18 protein-coding genes are annotated in these 20,536 nt (G+C 56.1%); 11 read left to right on the top strand and 7 right to left on the bottom strand.

Features of this window, described 5'->3' with window-relative positions:
- Positions 1-128: 128 nt before the first annotated feature.
- Both lnt and RCH87_RS06495 read left to right on the top strand, forming a co-directional pair.
- Positions 129-1,799: an apolipoprotein N-acyltransferase gene (lnt, locus tag RCH87_RS06500; protein WP_306515903.1), complete on the top strand. Its 1,671-nt coding sequence runs from the start codon at positions 129-131 to the stop codon at positions 1,797-1,799.
- A gap of 6 nt (positions 1,800-1,805) precedes the next feature.
- Positions 1,806-2,696, top strand: coding sequence for a polyprenol monophosphomannose synthase (locus RCH87_RS06495; protein WP_306515902.1), 891 nt, complete (start codon positions 1,806-1,808; stop codon positions 2,694-2,696).
- A 174-nt stretch (positions 2,697-2,870) separates the two neighbouring features.
- Here the strand turns inward: RCH87_RS06495 and RCH87_RS06490 are convergent, their stop codons facing one another.
- Positions 2,871-3,257 (bottom strand): RNA polymerase-binding protein RbpA, encoded by a 387-nt coding sequence (locus RCH87_RS06490; protein ID WP_306515901.1) that lies wholly within the window; start codon positions 3,255-3,257, stop codon positions 2,871-2,873.
- A gap of 204 nt (positions 3,258-3,461) precedes the next feature.
- Here RCH87_RS06490 and RCH87_RS06485 point away from each other — a divergent pair, with 204 nt between their 5' ends.
- The 3 genes from RCH87_RS06485 to RCH87_RS06475 all read left to right on the top strand — a co-directional run bounded on the left by RCH87_RS06485 (position 3,462) and on the right by RCH87_RS06475 (position 6,305).
- The gene (locus RCH87_RS06485) at positions 3,462-3,797 is read left to right on the top strand and encodes a hypothetical protein (RefSeq protein ID WP_306515900.1); all 336 of its coding nucleotides are present in this window, start codon (positions 3,462-3,464) and stop codon (positions 3,795-3,797) included.
- Positions 3,798-3,814: 17 nt separating this feature from the next.
- Complete coding sequence (locus RCH87_RS06480; protein ID WP_306515899.1) at positions 3,815-4,510, top strand: YceI family protein; 696 nt, start codon at positions 3,815-3,817, stop codon at positions 4,508-4,510.
- 139 nt (positions 4,511-4,649) lie between these two features.
- Entirely contained in the window at positions 4,650-6,305 is a 1,656-nt protein-coding gene (locus RCH87_RS06475) for a DUF1266 domain-containing protein (RefSeq protein ID WP_306515898.1), read from the top strand.
- Positions 6,306-6,347: 42 nt separating this feature from the next.
- Here RCH87_RS06475 and RCH87_RS06470 read toward each other — a convergent pair whose 3' ends face one another.
- A complete protein-coding gene (locus tag RCH87_RS06470; protein WP_306515897.1) occupies positions 6,348-7,661 on the bottom strand; it encodes a class I SAM-dependent methyltransferase in 1,314 nt (437 codons plus the stop codon).
- 158 nt (positions 7,662-7,819) lie between these two features.
- Between RCH87_RS06470 and RCH87_RS06465 the strand changes: the two genes are divergently transcribed.
- Positions 7,820-9,220: an NAD(P)/FAD-dependent oxidoreductase gene (locus RCH87_RS06465; RefSeq protein WP_306515896.1), complete on the top strand. Its 1,401-nt coding sequence runs from the start codon at positions 7,820-7,822 to the stop codon at positions 9,218-9,220.
- A gap of 57 nt (positions 9,221-9,277) precedes the next feature.
- Entirely contained in the window at positions 9,278-10,822 is a 1,545-nt protein-coding gene (locus RCH87_RS06460; RefSeq protein ID WP_373690940.1) for a bifunctional hydroxymethylpyrimidine kinase/phosphomethylpyrimidine kinase, read from the top strand.
- A gap of 79 nt (positions 10,823-10,901) precedes the next feature.
- Here RCH87_RS06460 and RCH87_RS06455 read toward each other — a convergent pair whose 3' ends face one another.
- Positions 10,902-11,390: a PaaI family thioesterase gene (locus RCH87_RS06455; protein ID WP_306515895.1), complete on the bottom strand. Its 489-nt coding sequence runs from the start codon at positions 11,388-11,390 to the stop codon at positions 10,902-10,904.
- 53 nt (positions 11,391-11,443) lie between these two features.
- On the opposite strand from RCH87_RS06455, the gene gndA reads away from it, so the two are divergent.
- Positions 11,444-12,907 carry an NADP-dependent phosphogluconate dehydrogenase gene (gene gndA, locus RCH87_RS06450; RefSeq protein WP_306515894.1) on the top strand — a complete coding sequence of 488 codons (1,464 nt, stop codon included), beginning with the start codon at positions 11,444-11,446 and terminating at the stop codon, positions 12,905-12,907.
- A 97-nt stretch (positions 12,908-13,004) separates the two neighbouring features.
- Here the strand turns inward: gndA and RCH87_RS06445 are convergent, their stop codons facing one another.
- Positions 13,005-14,555 carry a DASS family sodium-coupled anion symporter gene (locus tag RCH87_RS06445; RefSeq protein WP_306515893.1) on the bottom strand — a complete coding sequence of 517 codons (1,551 nt, stop codon included), beginning with the start codon at positions 14,553-14,555 and terminating at the stop codon, positions 13,005-13,007.
- Between the two features lie 207 nt (positions 14,556-14,762).
- Between RCH87_RS06445 and RCH87_RS06440 the strand changes: the two genes are divergently transcribed.
- Genes RCH87_RS06440 through RCH87_RS06430 form a run of 3 tightly spaced genes read left to right on the top strand, consistent with a single transcriptional unit; the run spans position 14,763 to position 18,750 of the window.
- Entirely contained in the window at positions 14,763-16,298 is a 1,536-nt protein-coding gene (locus tag RCH87_RS06440; RefSeq protein WP_306515892.1) for a DEAD/DEAH box helicase, read from the top strand.
- A gap of 12 nt (positions 16,299-16,310) precedes the next feature.
- Complete coding sequence (locus tag RCH87_RS06435; protein ID WP_306515891.1) at positions 16,311-17,183, top strand: hypothetical protein; 873 nt, start codon at positions 16,311-16,313, stop codon at positions 17,181-17,183.
- Positions 17,161-18,750 carry a vWA domain-containing protein gene (locus RCH87_RS06430; protein ID WP_306515890.1) on the top strand — a complete coding sequence of 530 codons (1,590 nt, stop codon included), beginning with the start codon at positions 17,161-17,163 and terminating at the stop codon, positions 18,748-18,750. Before RCH87_RS06435 ends, RCH87_RS06430 begins: the two co-directional genes overlap by 23 nt.
- 29 nt (positions 18,751-18,779) lie before the next feature.
- Here RCH87_RS06430 and RCH87_RS06425 read toward each other — a convergent pair whose 3' ends face one another.
- From RCH87_RS06425 to RCH87_RS06415, 3 genes are all read right to left on the bottom strand, one after another.
- Positions 18,780-19,364: a MerR family transcriptional regulator gene (locus RCH87_RS06425; RefSeq protein WP_306515889.1), complete on the bottom strand. Its 585-nt coding sequence runs from the start codon at positions 19,362-19,364 to the stop codon at positions 18,780-18,782.
- A gap of 250 nt (positions 19,365-19,614) precedes the next feature.
- On the bottom strand, positions 19,615-20,364 hold the full coding sequence (locus RCH87_RS06420) for a MerR family transcriptional regulator (protein WP_373690939.1): 750 nt from the start codon (positions 20,362-20,364) through the stop codon (positions 19,615-19,617).
- A 25-nt stretch (positions 20,365-20,389) separates the two neighbouring features.
- A partial coding sequence (locus RCH87_RS06415; protein ID WP_306515904.1) for an FHA domain-containing protein occupies positions 20,390-20,536 on the bottom strand: 147 nt, incomplete at its 5' end.

The raw sequence follows: 20,536 nt of genomic DNA, 5'->3' as shown, positions 1-20,536 counted from the left end.
ACTTCGAACATGGGCAGAATCAATGCGCCCAGAAGACTTCACCTCCGGGGAATCATCATCTAAAGATAAAACTGATGATGAAGATTGATTCACGTTATTTTGGTTCGTTCACCGGTTAGATTTCTTCAATGCTAAGTTTCTTCGCACGCCTAGCGCTCGCTGCGCTTGCCGGCGCCGCCGCTTTTACCTCGTATGAGCCATTAGGCTGGTGGGCAGCCGGCATAGTGGCCGGCGGTTTATTGTATGCCGCATTGCTGCCGTGGCCGCGCGGACGGACTCGCGCATCGTCGACAAGCGCGCGACCAAGCATGGCGCAAGGTGCTGCTATCGGCTTCGTGCATGGCATGGCCTGTTATCTTCTGTTGTTGCCGTGGATAGGAGAATACGTCGGTAAGCCGCCGTATATAGCTTTGGCTGTGACATGTTCCCTATACGCGATTCTGACGGGCCTTGGCGGGGTCGCTTTGGCGCGTTCACACTGGGGATTCGTTGCTTTCCCGCTGTGGTATCTCGCCGTCGAATTCGCGCGCAGCTCTTTCCCTTTCGGTGGTTTTGGGTGGGTACGCCTTGCATGGGGTCAGATCGAAGGGCCGTTAGCCGGTCTCGCGCAATGGGGCGGGCCAGCATTGGTTACAGTCGCAACGGTGTTTATAGGCGTCGGCATAGTGCAATTACTCGCCAGCACCCACGTTCTACGTGGAAGCGAAGGACGGGTAGCAACGACCACCGACGACAGCACTATCAGCAATGCACAACGTGGGCTGCAGCGTGGTGTCAGCGTCGCGATGATCATCATCCCGTTGCTCGGTGGTGCGGTGGCAACCTTGCAGCTCAATCGGCCAGGCAACACTTTTGACGAGATCACCGTGGCCGCGATCCAGGGCAATGTTCCCAGGCTAGGGCTAGATTTTGCCGCACAACGCCGGGCTGTTCTGAACAATCACGTACGTGAAACAAAGAGATTGGCCGACAGCGCAGCAGAGCTTGATCTTGACATCGACGTTGTTATCTGGCCAGAAAACTCTTCGGACGTAAATCCGTTTAGTGACCAACAAGCCTACGACGCTATTGCCAGTGCAGTAGAAGCCGTCGACACGCCAATCGTGGTAGGCACGATCACGCATCGTGACGGAAATCCGTACAACACGATGCAAGTCTTCGAGCCCGATGCCTCGGTGTCGCATACCAAGATGACCCCGGGTGAATTCCATGACAAGGTTTACCTCCAGCCGTTCGGCGAGACCTTGCCGTTACGCGGTCTTTTTGAAAAGCTTTCAGAATATGCCGAAATGGCGGGAAATTTCGTCGCTGGCGATGGTAATGGCGTGCTCGATGTGACCACGCATGCTGCGAGCAACACAGACGCAGAGACCGTAGACGCTGCTGACAAGCACGTGAAAATCGGAGTCGCTACCTGCTACGAAGTAGCCTTCGATGAGGCATTCCGGCGTTCCATCGACAATGGTGCGAGCATTTTAACCTCGCCGACGAATAACGCGACATTCGGTTTTACGGACATGACCTACCAACAATTGGCGATGTCGCGCATGCGAGCCATTGAGACTGACCGTGCTGTGGTGGTTCCGGCGACCAGCGGAGTGTCTGCGCTAGTAGATCCAGCAGGCAAGGTCTTGGCCGACACCGAGATTTTCGAGGCCAAGCATCTCGTCGATACCCTGCCGTTGCGCTCGGGAATCACGCCGGCGGTGCGCTTCGGGCAGATCCTTGAACTTGCACTAGTTCTCGCGGGAGTATTATTGGGTAGTCTTGCTGTGATCCGTCGTCGTGTGAAGGAGTAACCCACCATGACTGAGTCTGCCACGCCGTCCGCGAAGACTCTCGTTATCATCCCGACTTATAACGAGAAAGATAATCTGCCACGCATCGTCGCTCGCCTGCGCAAGGCGGAGCCACGCGTTGATGTGTTGATCGTGGACGATAATTCCCCAGATGGTACGGGGGAGCTTGCCGATGATTTAGCCGCCGGAGATGCTGCGGTGAAGGTATTGCACCGTGCCGGCAAGGGCGGGTTGTGCGGTGCCTATGTCGCCGGTTTCCAGTGGGGTTTGGAGCGCGATTACCAAGTCTTGTGCGAGATGGATGCTGACGGTTCACATGCTCCGGAACAGCTGCATTTACTACTCACCGCCATCGACGATGGGGAAGATGCCGTGATCGGATCTCGCTACGTTCCGGGTGGGGAAGTCGTTAACTGGCCGAAAAATCGCGAGTGGCTCTCCCGCGGCGGAAACCTCTATATCTCGCTGGCGCTTGGTGCAGGTTTGTCCGATATGACTGCTGGTTACCGAGCTTATCGACGCAATGTGCTCGAAGCTCTCGATCTCGATGAATTGTCGAATGCCGGATATATTTTCCAGGTCGATCTTGCACGACGTGCTATCGAGGCTGGATTTGTGATTGCCGAGGTTCCAATCACTTTCACCGAACGGGAATATGGGGAATCCAAGCTGGATGGTTCATTTGTAACGGATTCACTCGCCGAGGTCACACGGTGGGGAATTGCGCATCGGGCACAACAGGTGCGCAACTTCGCGGTGAGTGCAGGTGAGCTCGGAAAGCATGAGTTTCAGGACTCTTCGCTAGCAAAGCTGCCGTCGCGGGTGGCAGATGCAGCAGGCACTGTGTCTACTGTGGTGCGCGATTTCACCGCACAGTTGAACAAGCAGCGTTCTTAACTGGCGGGGATTACACGCAAAAGTACCAGCTCCCATTGGAAAACCAGGGGGAGACTGGCACTTGGTGCTCACTGATTGCTTACAGGGCACCTATGTGGCACTTACAGAATCCTTAATCAGAGCTGTACGCATGTGATTTGCTTAACACAGCTTGTCGTGGACTCTTATTTGCCGTTATTTGCCTTCAGCTTCCTGCTGCTCTTTTTGTTCCTTGAGCAGCTTAGCTGCGGAACGGCGACGCTTACGCAGGTGTTCGATACGCTCTTCGAGCAGTTTATCTAGCTCTTCGATGCTGCGTCGTTCACACAACATGTCCCAGTGGGTGCGGGGCGGCTTGACGGGCTTAGACTCGACACCTTCGCCTTCCACGAGCGTTCCCCATTTGCCGTTCTTGCAGAGCCACTCTTCTGGGATTTCCGCATCGTCGGCGAAAGGAACCTCGTAAACATCGCCGTCTTCGGTGCGGTATTTCACCATTTGGCGTGGGGCCAGGTCATGGTCGCGATCAGTTTCGTAGCTGACGGCGCCCATGCGGCTGCCGCGCAATACGCGATCTGCCATAAGTGGGACACATCCTTTTATTATTCCGGGGGCAGAGACAAATCTACGACAGCCACGGGGCGTCGTAAATTCGTCAGGATATCGATCTACCACTATAACGTACGAACACGCCTTTTTGTTCCCGAAGATGCGCGACCTGCAATGGATGCCTACGCGCCTCGCTCGCATGTCTCTTATTTTCGTCAATAGACTAAAATCGACAGGATGTCTGCCTATCAAGAAAACCGGCCAAAGCCGTGCCGATGGTGTGGTGGAGAGGTCGCTGCCCAAGGCCGCGGTCGGCCACGGAAGTATTGCAGCAGCTCGTGCAAACAACGGGCTTATGAACAACGTCAAAATTTGTCAGGCACGGAGATTGCACCAGATGCCGTAATATTGAGCAAGGAAAAAGCTGACATGCTGCATGATTCACTGTTTCAGCTGCGGTGTGCGGCTGAAGATATCGCGTGGGCAGCAGCAGAAGATGCCTCAGCAGAAGAGCTTGGGCACTTGTGCACAGAGCTAATCGATTTAGCGCGTTCCATAGAGAAGTTGAGGTAATGATGAAGAAATCTCCCATGAAGCGCCGTAAATCTATCATCGTGATTTTCGTCGTCCTCATTGTCATATTGGCCATGCTCAGCGTGATTCCGCTGTTATACCGATTGGTCACCGGACCAGGAGTTAAAACGGAGCCGCTGAACGACTCTGGCGCAAAGGCCGCCTCAACACCTTTAGACGGGCAATGGCATGTGATGGAGGGGAAAAACCCAAATATCACCTCAGTGGGATTTACGTTTTCGGAGATTTTGCCCGGCGATGAGCGCGTAACCTCTGGATCCACAGGTTATGTCACTGGCGAGGCTGAGATCAGCGATTCCACGTTGAACTCCGCGATGATTGAAGTTGACATGAACGAACTGTCGACCGACCGCGACGTCCGTGACGTCAACATGAAAGACAAGTTGTTTGAGACCAGCAAGTTCCCAACAGCAACGTTTGCTCTCACAGAGCCTGTCGACGTCTCACAGCTGCCTGAGGACGGCACGGCTGGGCTTATCGATGTCACCGGAGAGCTTACGATCAAAGATCACACCGAGCTGGTCGACGCACAGTTTCAAGCCTTACGCGACGGTGAGATGCTGATTGTGTCTGGTGAGGTTGAGATCAACCGTGAAGACTTTGGTGTGCATTCGCCAGATCTCATCGCGGCAAAAATTGCAGAGACCGGTACGGTGGATATTCGTTTGAGCTTTTCGAAGATAAACGGCTGATCCACACGTTTCCAGCCACTTCGATAAATGTCCGATAATAGTTATTATGTCACCTGGAGAACATCTCCTGTTCCCTCCCTTTCCACAGCTGCAATAAACTGGCCCGGCAAAAAGTCATCCCACCGGTATGCTGGTCGGTATGGCTGAACGAAAGATCGACGCAGTATCCCTGGAAGATGCAAGCAGCTACGAGGATTACCTCGACAAAGCCCAACGCCGAGGCTTTGATTTCGAGCTGCAAAAATCTGGTGTGACCGACGAAATGCTTCGTCGCGGCTGGTCGGTCGTCGCGCCGTATTTCTTGCGGCCAAATATCGCGCCAGATGGCCCGCTACCAGCGATGCCCAAAATCGAACGTGACGACGATGGCAACATCGTAAAAGCCACTGCTAATCCCCAATTGGCGCAGTTTTTATCAAAGGCGTGGAACATTAACAGCCGGGAAGACTTGCTGAAATCCGCACAGCAAGCTTCACAGCGCACCCATGATAAAGCCTACGAAGCCGGCCGTTCAGCGTTGCAGGAAATTCGCCAACTCCCGGTGGAACAACGCGCAGGACAGACGAGCGTATTGGTGAATGTCTTATCTTCTGCGCTGCCAGAAGCACCGTTCGCAACTTTGGAATCCGAAGCCGCGCGCTTGTTGCGTCCACTCCTCAACCCGGATGCGGAGGTGCTGATTCCCGCAGAGCTGCCCCGCAGCCTCGCAGGCTTCTACTTTGCCGCCGCCGTGCGCCAATTGAATCTGGGTGCAGGTGCGGGCCTGATCAAACCCAGTGAAGTGCGCCCCATCATCGTCAAGTGTGTGCTCGGCATCGCTCGAGCCTATGACACCTGGGACGAATATGTTGCAGCTTTGATCTACGGAGAGGCGATGCTGGCCAGCAAGATTGGTGAGCACTTCCGCTTCATTTTCCATAACGCTGCTGCCCTGCTCACAGCGCCGGGGTCGCCGTGGGTGGAACTGCCCTTGCACACCGAGACTTTCCCACCGATCAAATCCAACAGCTACGAAGAGATCTTTTCGTCGATGCAGACCAACGCCCAGGAACTTCCCGTGGCTGCGCTGGGTACGCTTTCCGACGAGCTCCGCAGCGGATGGTCGCTGCAGGCTCCTTATTTGGTCGGTAGCAAAATCCCGCTGGATGCTCCTGCCACCTATGACGAACAACGCGTCAAGGAGATCTGGAATCATCTGGAAAACCAGCACCAAGCCACCGACGCTGCTAGCCTACGCGTCGCGATCAGCAAATATCTCGATAATCCCGACCATGAGGCTTACCGCGCGGTGCGGGGTGACCTGCAAGAAATCCGCACCTGGGATTTGGAGAAACGCCAAGCGGAAGGTTTAGAGAAAATCACTGCCAGCCTCGGCGAGAAATACGCGTCAGCCATCGAGCGACAGCAGGCTGACAAACAGGCCATCGAGCGGGAAATTGGTGATACCGCTGTTCAGCTGCACAAACTGCTCTCCGTGGAAGATATCGATCTGTTCTTGCCCAAAACTTTACCCAGTTCGTTGGCTGGTTGGCGTATCGCGCAAGGCGTGCGGCTTGCTGCCATGGGTTATGCCACAGAGCTGTTTAGCGAAGACGAGGCGAACGAATTCGCTGCCCACGCTCGAAAACTGGCACAAGACAACCACACCAATTGGCGTGATTTCGGCGATGGGTTCTTGGTCGGCCGTTTGTGCGAGCACGGACAGGTAGACAGTCTGCAGCAACGCATGATGGCCTCTACAGCCGGAGCTTTGGCTTCTAAGCAATCACCGTGGAATGAGCTCGCATTTAACTAGCACCGCTGCATTACGGACTAGCTCTTGATTCTTGATTAAGGGCTAGCGCCTACCCCGCCGATGTCGATGCGCAGCGCTGAATTGCACTGCATCGAGCATTCCTAGATCAAGCAGAGATTCGCGCAGCGCGAACTGAAATACCCAAAGCCGCCGGTAGACTGCGTCAAATCCGCTGGCAGCTGCTTCGCGCATGCGCCCTTCAAAAAAGCTGCGCTGCAATTGTAAAGATTTCAGATAATGCGAGCCGAAATGCGTTTGCTTAATAATTCGTAGACCCGATTTTTGGTCAAATAATTTGTGGTGATCGGTTGTGTCGAGATAACCCAGTCCCGGCCAAATATAAGCACGTAATGCCAACAATGCGTTACGGGCAGGGGCAGTCATCCCATCGGTGGCAACCAGCGTTTGCAAGCCGAGTTTCCCTCCAGGAGCTAGGAGCCGCCCCGCGTGACGCAGAAAGTAGACGCGATCGCGGGGTGCTAAATGCTCAAACGCTTCCATGCACACAATGGCGTCGTAGCGTCCTTGCCAATCACTCGGTGTGGGCAAAGGGTTCGAAATATGCTGGGTGTGCACAAAGTCGTCGACTCCTGCCAAAACCAAATCTTCGCGTACCGCAGCCAAATGCTCTGCATCACTGCTGAGCGTGTCGACGACTGCGCGCTGACGCCCTGCGACTTCAGCCAGCACTGATCCGTTCGCCGGAAATTCCAGCACGTGACTCGATGTGGTTACTCCAAGATCATCCAGCAAGAACTTAGCTGCCCGGGCTTGCGCATCATGTAAATCATCGCGCTCTACTTCGTGTGGCTCTGAGATTTCGGTGATATCAACGAAGTGATGCTTGGGCTCATGACTGCCAGGTTGTGAAGGAACATAACTGCTCACTGAATTTCGCACTGTAGTGGCAACGCCCGTCGAAAAGATCCCGGCAAAACCACTAGTTTTATCCCCCGAATACAATCGGACCAGCTCCGCAGGAACCTGACCGCCGTCGTATGCTTCTACAGGAACTTTTTGTTTTCCCCGTGGCGCATATCCGGTGGTGAGCAACCGGCTCAACACCTTCACCAGTGTAGCGGAATCTGGGGTGCGCCACTCTCCTGCCATATATGATTCGACCAACCCAAGCCACCCAGACTGCGCGATGCGGTGGAAAAGAAATTCGTGGTCAACGATTAAATCCGGCTGAGAGCTAGGATCCAGCTCTAAGCCAGCGTTATCACAGGCTTTCGCAAATTGAGCTTCGGCGATGCGTGCACGTAGCGACAGCAACGAACCTTCGGGCGCACTCGCGATCGAGGGCCACGCCTGCGCATCAACCGCTGCTAGATGGGCCAAATGTTGCTCGTGCACTCGAACTCCTTGCAAACACTCGGCGATAGACGGGCTCAATAGTCCCAACGATTTTAGCAAAGGAATACTGGCAACTAGACTCTTTAGGCGTATATTTAACTGTGTACTAATTCAAATCCACTGCAACTACACTGCACAACTTCTACGAAGAGGTATCTATGTCTCAAGCTCACCGTCCTGCAGGTGATCGTCACCATGTCGTCGTCATCGGCTCTGGCTTTGGTGGCCTGAACACAGTCCAAGGTTTGGCTAGCTCCGATGTCGACATCACGCTGATCGACCGCACCAACAGCCACCTGTTCCAGCCAATGCTTTACCAGGTGGCAACCGGCTTGGTATCGGCCGGCGAAATCGCACCATCCACGCGTCAATTACTGCGCAAGCAAAACAACGTCGACGTCGTACGCGGTGAAGTCACCGGTATCGATGTCGAAAAGCAGACCGTCACCGCATCCCAAGGTGATATCAGCAAAGATTTTGCTTATGACTCATTGGTGATCGCTGCTGGTTCCAACCAGGGATACTTCGGTAACAACCACTTCGCACAGTACGCACCGGGCATGAAGAACATCGACGATGCGCTCGAGATCCGCTCTCGTCTGCTGGGCGCATTCGAGCGCGCCGAACTGACTGATGACCCAGAAGAGCGCGCCCGCCTGCTGACTTTCGTCATCATCGGTGCCGGCCCTACTGGCGTCGAGCTTGCTGGCCAGTTGGCTGAGCTTGCCAAGCGTGGCCTGAAGGACACCTTTAAAAACATCTCTCCAGAATCTGCGAAGATCATTCTGCTCGATGGTGCACCACAGGTACTGCCCCCATTCGGCAAGAAGTTGGGTAAGAAGGCGCAGCGTACCCTGGAAAAGCAAGGCATCGAGGTGCGCCTGAACGCCATGGTCTCGGATGTCGATGAAGACAAGGTCGTGTACAAGAACATGACTGATGATTCTGTTCACACCATCGAGTCTCCAACCAAGATCTGGTCTGCCGGTGTTGAGGCTTCCCCGCTGGGCAAGATGGTTGCTGAGCAAGCCGACGTGGAATTCGACCGTGCTGGTCGCGTCAGCGTCAACGAAGACATGACAGTCGGCGATCTCGACAACGTCTACATCATCGGTGACATGATGTCGCTGAACCGTCTGCCTGGTGTTGCTCAGGTTGCGATCCAGAGCGGCAAGCACGTCGCCAAACTCATCGACGCAAAGACGAGTGAGAATTCCGAGCAGGATCCAAAGGAAGCGTTCGACTACTTCGACAAAGGCTCGATGGCGATCATCAACCGTGGAAACGCCGTGGTCAAGATGGAAAACAGCGAGATCACCGGCTTTGTTGGCTGGCTGATGTGGCTGGTCGTCCACGCACAGTTCCTCACCGGTGTGCGCAACCGTTTGTTCACGGTTCTGAACTGGACCAGCAACGTGGTCTCCCGCAACCGCGGAAACCTGGAGATCACCGAGCAGCAGCGCCACGGCCGTAACGCCCTGATGAAACTGGGCAAAGCCACCACTGACGACGCGGAACAGCCAGTTGAAGTCAAAGACTGCCGTCGCTTCCAAGGCTAAGCTCACACAGGAAAAATAGGGCTAGCATTTCCTTTAAAATTCGCTAGCCTAGTGGGCATGAAGACGAATGCTCGTATCTTGTCCATCGCCGGCACCGACCCCACAGGCGGTGCCGGCATTCAAGCTGACTTGAAATCAATTGCCGCCGCCGGTGGTTTCGGTATGTCCGTGGTCACCGCCCTGGTAGCGCAAAATACCCAAGGTGTGCGCAGTATCCACACCCCACCGACGGATTTTCTCCGCGAACAGCTCGCCAGCGTCGCTGATGACGTCGAACTCGATGCCATCAAGATCGGCATGTTGGGCGATAGCGAGACCGTCGACGTCGTATCTGCGTGGTTGTCGGAGCAGAAGAATACACAGAAATCAGCGCAGAAAGCGAAACCAAAAACAGCGACGGTCGTCCTCGACCCGGTGATGGTTGCCAGCTCTGGTGACCGGTTGCTGCAGGCCGACGCCGAGGCCAAGGTTCGTGAGTTGTGTACGCACGTCGACGTGATCACACCAAATTTGAAAGAGCTCGCGGTCCTCGTCGAAGACGACGAAGCCATCGAGTTTGCAACTGCGATAGACCAAGCGCAGCGATTCGCCAAGGCCCATGATGTCACCGTGATCGTCAAAGGCGGTCACCTCGACGGAACTGTAGCTGATAACGCGGTAGTAAGCTCGGACGGTGAGGTCCACCGAGTACCAGCAACCAGGATTGACACTAAAAACACACACGGCACCGGATGTTCTCTGTCTTCAGCGCTGGCGACCCGCCTCGGTGGCGGCGAAAGCATCAACGACGGCCTGGAATGGGCAACGAATTGGTTGCACGAAGCCATCGCGAATGCGGATGCACTCAACGTCGGCACCGGTCACGGCCCCGTGGATCACTTCCACCAGCTGCGTCGTTATGCGCGCAATGCTGATACCAGGCCCTGGACTTTCCCGCTCAATGATGCAGCGCCGACCCCAGCGATCGCCGCACAAGGACCACACACCGAAAAGCTGTGGGAGCAAACCGGAACGCTATGGCGCGAGATCATGGAGCTGCCGTTCATTACCGCGCTGACCAGTGGTGAACTCTCCGATAAGGACTTCATGTTCTATCTTGCACAAGACGCGCTATATCTCGAATTGTATTCCCGCGCGTTGGCCCGCTTGTCGACGATTGCCCCGACGGCCGAAGAACAAATCTGGTGGGCGAAAGCCGCGCAGGAATGTCTGACTGTCGAAGCAGAATTACACCGTTCTTTCAACGTTCCTGAGGTTGATCCATCACCGGTCACCGCGGCATATACCGATTTCTTGGTGGCACGTACCTTTACCGATGATTACGTCGTCGGGGTTGCCGCTGTGCTGCCGTGTTTCTGGCTTTATGCCGAAATTGGTGAGGCATTGGCCCAGCACAACCACGCTGAGCACCCGTACCACTCATGGTTGGAGACCTATGGCGATGCTGATTTCGCTGAGGAAACTCGCAAGGCTATTGCCGTAGTAGAAAAAGCTTTTGCGAATGCCAGTGACGCCACCCGAAAGCGCGCTAGTCGGGCATATCTGCAGGCGTGCGCGCATGAACGCGAGTTTTTCGATCAAGCCGCGCGGGTGCAGCGCTAGCAAGCGGCATGCCCGTGAGGGTTGTAAAAGAGCGCCACTGCGTAGGCGATTGCCTCTGTACCCTACTAATGATTTACCCCTACCGGGCCTGCTGTCCCCGCTGCCCTTGCTGTTCAAGCAGCTCAGCGATCGTTGGCCCGACCACCATGGTGCGCAGCGTGGTGCGGGCGACGAGTACATCGTGGTTATACATTTCCACGTTCCACAATTGCGTGCGCTTACCCGTCTGAATCGGACGCGCGATGGCTTCGATACGTCCACTGCTGACACCACGAATGAAATCTGTGCTGTTATTCACCCCGACACAAGGGCGCTGCGCGCTAATCATGGAGGCAACCGAGGCGACGGACTCTGCAATCGAGCAAAACACCCCGCCGTTAACGCTTCCGGCGTACTGCAGGTGGGTTGAGTTCACCTCGAGATACGCACGTACCTCAAGTGGTGCCGCGTGCGAATAAACCACCCCGAGCAAACTATCCAAGCCCAGCTCAGTGCTGTTGAGTTCGTCTAATTCATCTTGGTGCAATGCTCGTGAGGCAGCTGTTGTCACTGCTTCCAAATATCCCATGAAACAACTCTAGTGCACCGCATCGCGTGCAGCAGAAGGTAGAATCAAGTGCCATGAACAAGCAGCATTCTTCGCAGCAGCTAGCAGATATCGCCGTCGTCGGCGTCGGCGTCATGGGTTCGAACCTAGCCCGCAATTTTGCGCGCAACGGTTACCGCGTCGCGCTCTATGACCGCAAAGCAGACAACGTCAGCAACTTGATCGCTAATCACGGCGATGAGGGTGAATTCGTTGCCTGCCATGACCTGGAAGAGCTCGCTGCAAATTTGACGACCCCGCGCCGGGCGTTGCTGATGGTGCCTGCGGGAACCGCCACGGATACTGCGATTGATGATCTCGTCCGGGCCTTCGACGAAGGCGATATTCTTATCGACGGTGGCAACTCGCTGTACACCGATACGGTACGCCGTGAACGCGCCGTCGCCACCACCGGCCGTTTGTTCGTTGGCGCCGGTATTTCCGGAGGCGAAGAAGGCGCGTTGCATGGGCCTTCGATCATGCCGGGTGGCCCGCAAGAATCCTGGGAATTCATCCGCCCGCTGTTGGAATCGATCGCCGCGCGTGTCGACGGCACCCCGTGTGTGCGCTACATCGGCCCCAACGGTGCTGGTCACTTCGTGAAAATGGTGCACAACGGCATCGAATACGCCGATATGCAGTTAATCGGTGAGGCTTATCATCTGCTGCGCCACGGCGCAGGACTGGAGCCGGCGCGAATCGCAGAGATTTTCCGTGAATGGAACGACGGTGACCTTGATTCTTACTTGATCGGGATCACCGCCGACATCCTGGAGACCTCCGATCCGCAAACCGGTGCCCCAATGATCGACGTCATCCAGGACGCTGCCGGTCAAAAAGGTACTGGCCGTTGGACGGCGAAAGAGGCGCTGGATTTGGGCATTCCCGCCACCGCAATCGGTGAAGCAGTCTTTGCCCGCGCGCTGTCGTCGTCGAGCGAACTACGTGCTGAAGCAGTCGAGAACTTCCCCACCGGAAACTTGGAAGATTTCGCTGCGCTCGGCATCGGTGTCGAAGAATTCATCGAGCACGTCCGCCGTGCTTTGTATGCCTCCAAGTTAGTGGCATACGCCCAAGGATTCGACCTCATCGCGGCTGGCTCTGCGGAATACGAATGGAATATCAACCCGCGCGATCTCGCAGCGGTATGGCGGGGTGGCTGCATCATTCAAGCAGCGTTCTTGGATCGCATCGATAACGCTTATGAGCAGCTGCCAGAACTGCCGTCGTTGTTGCTGGATTCGTATTTCACCGGGGAATTGTCTGGATTGCTGGATTCCTGGCGCACTGTGGCAGCATCTGCAATCCGCTTGGGCCTGGCGGCTCCTGTATTCAGTTCTTCACTCTCCTACTACGATTCGCTGTGCTCGAAGCGCCTGCCGGCGGCGATGGTGCAAGCGCAACGCGATTATTTCGGTGCCCACACCTATCGCCGGGTCGATGCCGAAGGCAGCTTCCACTTGGATTGGACCGGAGACAAAACCGAGCAGCAGCGCTAAGCGCCACTGCTCTTCTGTTGTCGCTGCTCTTCTGTCGCGGCTGCAACTGGAACGCTGCCGGCAACCAATGGCTAGCAGCGCAGCCAGCCAAGCGACTTTAAACCAGCCCCATCCACTTCCAATAGGTGGCAGAAAACAGCAGAACCAGCAGGTATGCGACGATCGTGAGCGGAATACCCGTCTTCAGGAATTCCCCGCGGGTGAATGCGCCAGTTCCATAGGCGAGCATATTCTGCGGTGCAGAGACTGGCAGCAAGAAGCCGAAACAAATCACGAATTGCTGGATGACCACAAATCCGATGGAAGCGTCGGCGGCCGCAACCGTCGTCGACAAGGCAATAAAGACCGGGATCAACGCCGACGCCAACGAGGTTGCCGAGGCAAAGCCCAGGTGAATCAGGATATTAAACAGCGAGACCAGCGCGATCGTTGCGAGCAACGGCATCGATTCCAATCCAAGGGCACCGAAGGTCTGTTCTGATAACCAGCTTGCTGCACCCGTGTTCAGCAGCAAAGTCCCCAGAGAAATGCCGACTGCGAAGACGATCAACGTACCCCAGGAGACCAAATCCTGGGCGGTTTTCCAGTCGAATACGCCAATTTTCGGCAACAGCATGTAGCTCACTGCAACCACGGTGGCGACGGGAGCCGATACCGGATGCAAAATATCACCCGTGGCCCAGACGAACAGCAGCAACACCGCGACCGCAACCAGGCGCTTTTCCCGACTGGACATAGGTCCAAGTTCTGCGAGCTTCTGTTCGATGAGCTCACGGCCACCAGAAATCGAGTCAGCTTCCGGTTTGATGGTCGCGCGCATGATGAAAAACAGCGCGATCGACATCAGCACGGACCACGGCGCTGCCCAGATAAACCACTGGCCCCAGGAAATGGTTTCACCGAATTCTTCCTGGATGAAGTTCAGCGCGACGAAGTTTTGTGCAGCCGCGGTCTGGATACCGACGTTCCAGATCGACACAGCCTGCACTGCGGTGATAACCAGCAACGATGCCAGCTTGGAGTTCGTCGACAAGCCAAAGGCCGCGACCATGCCCAGCAAAATCGGCACGACGGCACCGGCGCGGGCAGTCGCCGAAGGCACGAAAAATGCCAACAACGTCGCGATCGCGATCGCACCAATCAGAATATTCGAGGTTTTATCACCGGCGAGCTTCATCACCAACAGCGCGAGGCGTTCGTGCAGCCCCGTCGATTGCATCGCACCAGCCAACAGCAGCGCGGCCGCGACCAGAGCCAACGCCGATGTCGAAAAGCCTTGCAGGGCTGTGCCCAGTGCGGACGAAGTACCGACGATCTCGCCGGTTTCGGGATCCGGCGACAAGCCCAAAATCAGCGCGATCAAACTGATGATCAAAAACGCACTGACGGGATAAGACACAGCTTCGGTCACCCACATGATGACAGCGAAGGCCAAAATCGCGAGTGCGACCTGCCCCTCCCACGCCAACGAATCAATAGGCAACAGTAAAACACCGACGAGAGCCGCCACCGCGAGCAGAAACCACACCGGCTGCAATACGAAACGGACATCTCGCTTTTTCTGGGATTGTTCCGGGGTGGCGACGTCAGGAATCAAATCGCCTTCCGGAGTCTGAACCTTTGCTCTGGGGAGAAAGTGTTCGGCCACAGTAATAATCCTTTACTCATCAACTGGCGGGCATGCCTACACTTTCACGCTACAACGCTTTGCCTATCGTCTGAATAGGTTTTGACTGTAAGGTGTGGCACAGAGCTGCAGGTCACACATGTTTTCGCTGTGCGGCTTGCAACCTTGCCCAGGATCACTCACGCTGCGTAGTCGTCTGCTGCATCGACCGCGATAGACTAAGCTCTGATGACAACTAACTCTGGCGCCAACCACTCTGGCCCCCAATCTTCTTCTGCCCCGGCAACCTCCAACCCGGCAACGTCCAACCCGGCAACGTCCACCCCTGTGACGTCTGCAGCTGCCGACAACACCACCGCCGAAACCTCGTTTGCCGAGCTTGGTCTCGCCCGGCCCATCGTGCATTTCCTCCGCCGCGAAGGCATCACCACCGCCTTTCCCATTCAGGCGCTGACGATCCCCGACGTTTTGTCGGGCCGCGACGTGCTGGGCAAAGGCCCTACTGGCTCCGGCAAGACTTTCAGCTTCGGGCTGCCCATCCTGCACCGCTTGGCGACGTCCGGGGTATCACGCCCCGGCCACCCGCGGGCAGTCATCCTCGCGCCCACCCGCGAGCTGGCAATACAAATCTCGGAACGGCTGGAAGATCCTGCTGCCTCGCTGGGTTTGCGTGTGTTCAGCGTGGTCGGTGGCGTCAACATTAATCCGCAGATCCGCCGCCTCGCAGCACCGGTCGACCTGCTGGTTGCTACCCCAGGCCGGCTGCAGGATCTGCTGAACCAAAAAAAGGTACACCTGGACCAAGTTGCCATCGCCACGCTCGATGAGGCCGACCAGATGGCCGACATGGGATTTTTGCCGCAGGTAACCAAGCTGTGGAACAAGTTGCCCAGCGACTGCCAGCACCTACTGTTCTCAGCCACCTTGGATAACCAGGTCCAGGCCGTCGTCGACAAGTTTTTACACGATCCACGCACCCATGAAACCGCCCCGGCACACAGCGCCGTGGAAACCATGGAACACGTCATCGCACACGTGGGATCACGCGAAAACCGTAACGAGCTCGTCGAAAAGATCGCTGCTCGCCACGGCAAGACGATCATGTTTATGCGCACCAAGCACGGCGTCGACCGGCAGGTGAAAAAACTCCGCCGAATTGGCGTTAATGCTCTGGGCTTGCACGGGGACAAATCGCAAGGTGCGCGCACCCAAGCAATCGATGGCTTTAGCGACGGCAGCATTCCGGTGTTGGTGGCGACAGACATCGCCGCCCGCGGTATCGATATCAGTGATGTCAGCCTCGTGGTACACATTGATCCCCCGGCAGAGCATAAAGCATATCTGCACCGCGCCGGGCGCACTGCCCGCGCCGGGGCACGCGGAACCGTCGTCACGCTCGTGCTTGCAGATCAAGAAAAGACCGTAAAAGCCCTGGTCAAAAAAGCAGGCGTGGACGCGCGCACCATTATTGCGATGGGCCCAGACATGCCGCAGGAATTGCGTGAGCTCACCGGGGCACGCGAACCATCCGGGACCGCACTGCCACCAAAACCCACAGCCGGTGGGCGCTCCTCAGGTTCGCGCGGCGGCAACGGCTCCCGGAAAGGAGCTCAAGGCAGCGGCGCGCGCAAACCTCGCAGACAAAACAATCCACGGCAACGCAGCCAGAAAAACTCCGCAGGTGCAGCAAGTGCGCAGAAATCACGCGGCAAGAAAAACAGTGCGTGGGGTTCCAAGCCCAACGTGCGCAAGCGCAGTCGTTAAACTGAATGCGCCATGATTTATACCGAACAAGAATGGACCGAGCGATCCCAGGCGCATCTGCGGCGTGCCGAACAACGCCTTGAGCGCTACCGCAACCCGGGAACGAAACACCCGATTTATGATTTCTTGTTCGAGTATTACCCAGTACGGCCAACGCACCTGAAAAGCTGGCATCCCGGTTTCGGCGCGGCCTTAGCAGGCGATCCACCGCATGCACAGTGGCGCGACTATCACCGCACTGCTCGCGGCGTGGAATTGGACCTCGCCGCTTTCTGGCAACGCCGGGGATCTGCCATCGACTATATCGGCAACTTGCTTTCCCGCACCGCCGCGCGACCAGCACGTTTCGATTGTTTCGGCTTGCATGAGTGGGCGATGGTCTATCGCACAGACAACCCGCGCCATGATCTCCCCCTGCGCTTGGGCCAGGCTCGGACTGATGAGGTTGTCGAAAAGCATAATCTACGGTGCAGTCATTACGACGCCTACCGCTTTTTCACTCCCCCGGCACGGCCACTGAATCTCACGGTGTTGCGTCGGGAGGATCAGCCCGAGTGCGACCAAGGCGGCTGCGTGCACGTCACGATGGATTTGTATAAGTGGGCGTGGAAATTGGGCCCGCTGGTTCCCGGGGAGTTACTGCACGAGTGTTTCGATCTGGCCGTTGCCGCTCGCGAACTCGATATGGAGGCATCCCCGTATGATTGCCGTGATTGGGGGCTCGGCGTGGTTGCCATCGAAACTACCGCAGGAAAAAATGAGTACGTCCGACGCCAACGAATGCTCGCAGAACGCGCTGAGCCGATCCGACACAGACTGATAAATATTGTCGACGACGTGCAGCGGGCTAGACTAGATGGCTATGGGGCGTCACTACACACCTGAGCAAAAGACACAGTTTTCCGGCGGCTTCATCGCCACGGTCATCGCAATTTTCGTAGCGATTATTGCCCTGATCGCATGGTTGGTGCTGGGAAGCGGCTCTGCTGATTCAAACTCCGCAGCCGACGGCGCTGGCGAACAAAGTTGTATCGAGGGTGATTTGCAACTTCCGGTTGCCAGTGGAGATAAGACGTTGGCACAGTCCCTGTTGGCCTCGTGGAACGCAACTACACCGGTGGTTCGAGATTATTGTGTGCAAGCAGTCGTCGCCGAAGATATCTCGAAGGCGGCGGTCTTTATTGATGCCAATTCCCCACTGCTGCAACGCACCATCGAAGCTGCTGGGCGCAAACCCGCCTCGAGCACTGCCGATTATCCGTTGGTGGCTGGGCAGGCAGCTGGAATTTATGATCCAACCGCCACCACGGACGCAGAGGTAAGCGTCGACTTGCCCGCGGATGTCGTGAGTTATCCGGGAGATTCTCCTGCGTCTGCGGTGGTCGCTACCGCGCTTGCCGACGATGCCAACGCCGGAGCTGATTTCTTGCTGCGCGACGAGAACACTGCACTCGCAGATTCCACAGGTCCGACGGCCGCTGTCCAGGCCATGAGCGCGCAGGGCGAAGGGTCTTTCCGTGCCCTGGATGGTGCCTATGTGGAATACGCAGCAGTAGTGCTTAACCAGTCTGCTGAGATTGACGAAGAACAAGCGCGCGCAGCGCAAACTTTCGTAGAAGATTTGGCTGAGCAATACCATGGGTTTGAGTCTGATCCGCAGGCCCAGGGCCAGGTGGAGTCCGAAGAGACGAACCAGCGCCTGGATGCAAGTGCGGTTTGGGAATCGTATCTAGCACGTACCACGAAAGATTTCGGCAGTTTGAATGCCACGACTAAGAATGCCGCTAGTGCGACAGAGGACAACGATGCCGCGGGCTCTGGAGATAGCGACCATTCCAATAACACGGACGAACACGCAACAGCTCTGCAAGCCACAGATACCATGTTCTTGCTGGATACCTCAGAGAACATGGGGGCTGGCTTCGCCAATGACGTGACGGGGCCGACTCGTTTCCAGGCGGCCGCAGATGCCATTGCCGCGGTTGCACCGGCATTAAGTGAGGCTGGTCATGCCGCGGCGTTATGGAATTATTCTTCCCCGCTTAACCCCGGCGTGCAGCAGGGATGGCGTCGCAATATTTGGTTCAGTGACGGTGCTGAGACCGCACGATCGGTGCAGCTATTGGGTACCGGTGGTGTGCCGCAAACCAATGAAGCTTTGTTAGCGGCAGCTCATGCAATCAGTGACTACGCAGCGACGCAACAAGGCGCAGCCGGAATCGCTTCCTCTGCCCCTGCTCGCATCGTGCTTATTACCTCCGGGACCGCCGATGCATACGCAGATTTTGCCGAACAATTCCGGGCTGCCTTGGGCGAAAATGCGCAGTTGGCCGTAATCCATGTCGGCGCAGGCGAGCCAGATGCCGCGCTGCGTGAGGTAGCGACCGACGTGCAGGTAGCAAAAAACGCCGCAGAGCTGGATCAGTCTCTGCGACGTGCTGTCGGCATCTAGGCGGGGATACCTGCCCGTGTTCTGTCGGCTTATGCTGAGTGCGTTTTCCGTTGCCGCAAAGCTGCCAGCTCGTCGAGGCCGGTGTTGGTCTCGGTATCGTCGGCAAGATCCGGGTCCACGCGTTCTGCAGGGAACGAGCTGATCGTCCCACTGAGTTCTTTCATGATTCCTGGGATAGCCACACCGAACACGCCTTGCCCACCGGAAAGCAGGTCGATGACCTGCTCATTGTTGTGGCATTCGTACACCGAGGTGCCATCAGAGACCAGAGTGATCTCGGCGATGTCGTTAACTCCGCGCTCGCGCAGCGATTCTACCGCCAGGCGGATGTTTTGCAGAGAAATCCCAGTATCCAGCAAGCGCTTGACGATCTTCAGCACCAGCACGTCTTTGAAAGAATACAGGCGTTGCGAACCCGACCCACGAGCATTACGAATCGATGGCTTAACCAAATTGGTGCGCGCCCAGTAATCAAGCTGGCGGTAGGTGATTCCCGCGACTTGGCACGCGATGGGAACGCGATAGCCAAGCTGCTCGTCCGGACCGAGGTCAAACAGGGACTCCTGGACGTACGGTGCGTCCGCGTCATAGGAACGGTTTGAGTTGATAGTCACGTAATTACTCCGATGGAAGTTTGGAATCCTTAAAGTTATTTAAGGTCAATCCTATTGCCCCGTCAAGACGTATCGGTGCGACACGCCCTAAAGTCTCACTTAAAACTTTAGGGTTTCTTTTTCACATCAACCTCAGTAGACAAACTCGAGTTAGCGGGTAAGCCTAATCATGAGAAAACCGGCACCGCAGCATCGCGGTGCCGGTGCGAGCTACACAGTGCTCACTAGCATCTTCTGAGGATGCGAGTTCTTAGGATTCAAACTCCTCGCGCAAGGTATTTTTCAGCAAACTTGTGTGCAGCGAAACCACCAACGCAGAAATTTGCTGTGACAACTCTTCTGCTTGCTGTCGCGCATTATCGGATTTACCGTGCGCGAGCGGCCCCGCGACTTGGTTGACCAGATCCGCTTGCCGACGCGCACCGTTACGCAGTGACTTCAATAGTCGAATATCAAAGCCCAATTGCTGCAACGACCACGCGGTGGTCACGATGCTGATGTCATCGGCCGCAAAAAAGCCTGCCGCATCCGGACGAATCAGCCCAGCACCAACCAATTCAGTAACGAATTCGATCTCCACGCCAGCTTGGCTGGCAACATCGGTGTCAGTGAAGCTACGCGGCCCACTGGCACGGAAAGAATCGGCAGAAACGATCTGTTGGGTGGTGTTGGTCCCCAATAACGCCGTGACCTGCCCGGAATCCATGGCCTCAAGCTGCTCACGGATCACTTTCAACGGCAAATAGTGATCGCGTTGGGTGACCAAGATGTAGCGCAGGCGCGCGATATCTTCGTCGGTAAAGCGCCGGTAACCAGATTTCGTACGCTGTGGAGAGATCAAGCCTTCAGATTCCAAGAATCTGATCTTTGAGACTGTGATATCCGGGAATTCGGCACGCAAAGATTCCAAGACCACACCAATGGACTTCGCCTTACGTGTCTTGTGCGCACTACCTGGCCGCGGCGCAGGCTGCGATGCTGCTTGAGATGCTGGGCTCACAACTACCTTTATTTCCTGGTGTCAGCTATTTCTTCTGGTCAGCTAAAAAGACCAAGCGGAACTTACCAATTTGAATCTCATCACCAACCGAAAGCACCTGCGAATTGCGTTGCTCACTATTAACATAAGTGCCGTTTAACGATCCGACGTCGACTACTTCGAATTCACCGTT

Origin of the sequence: Corynebacterium sp., assembly GCF_030826625.1 — a bacterium.
Taxonomy (GTDB): Bacteria; Actinomycetota; Actinomycetes; order Mycobacteriales; family Mycobacteriaceae; genus Corynebacterium.
This window is presented reverse-complemented; position numbering and strand designations above follow the sequence as displayed.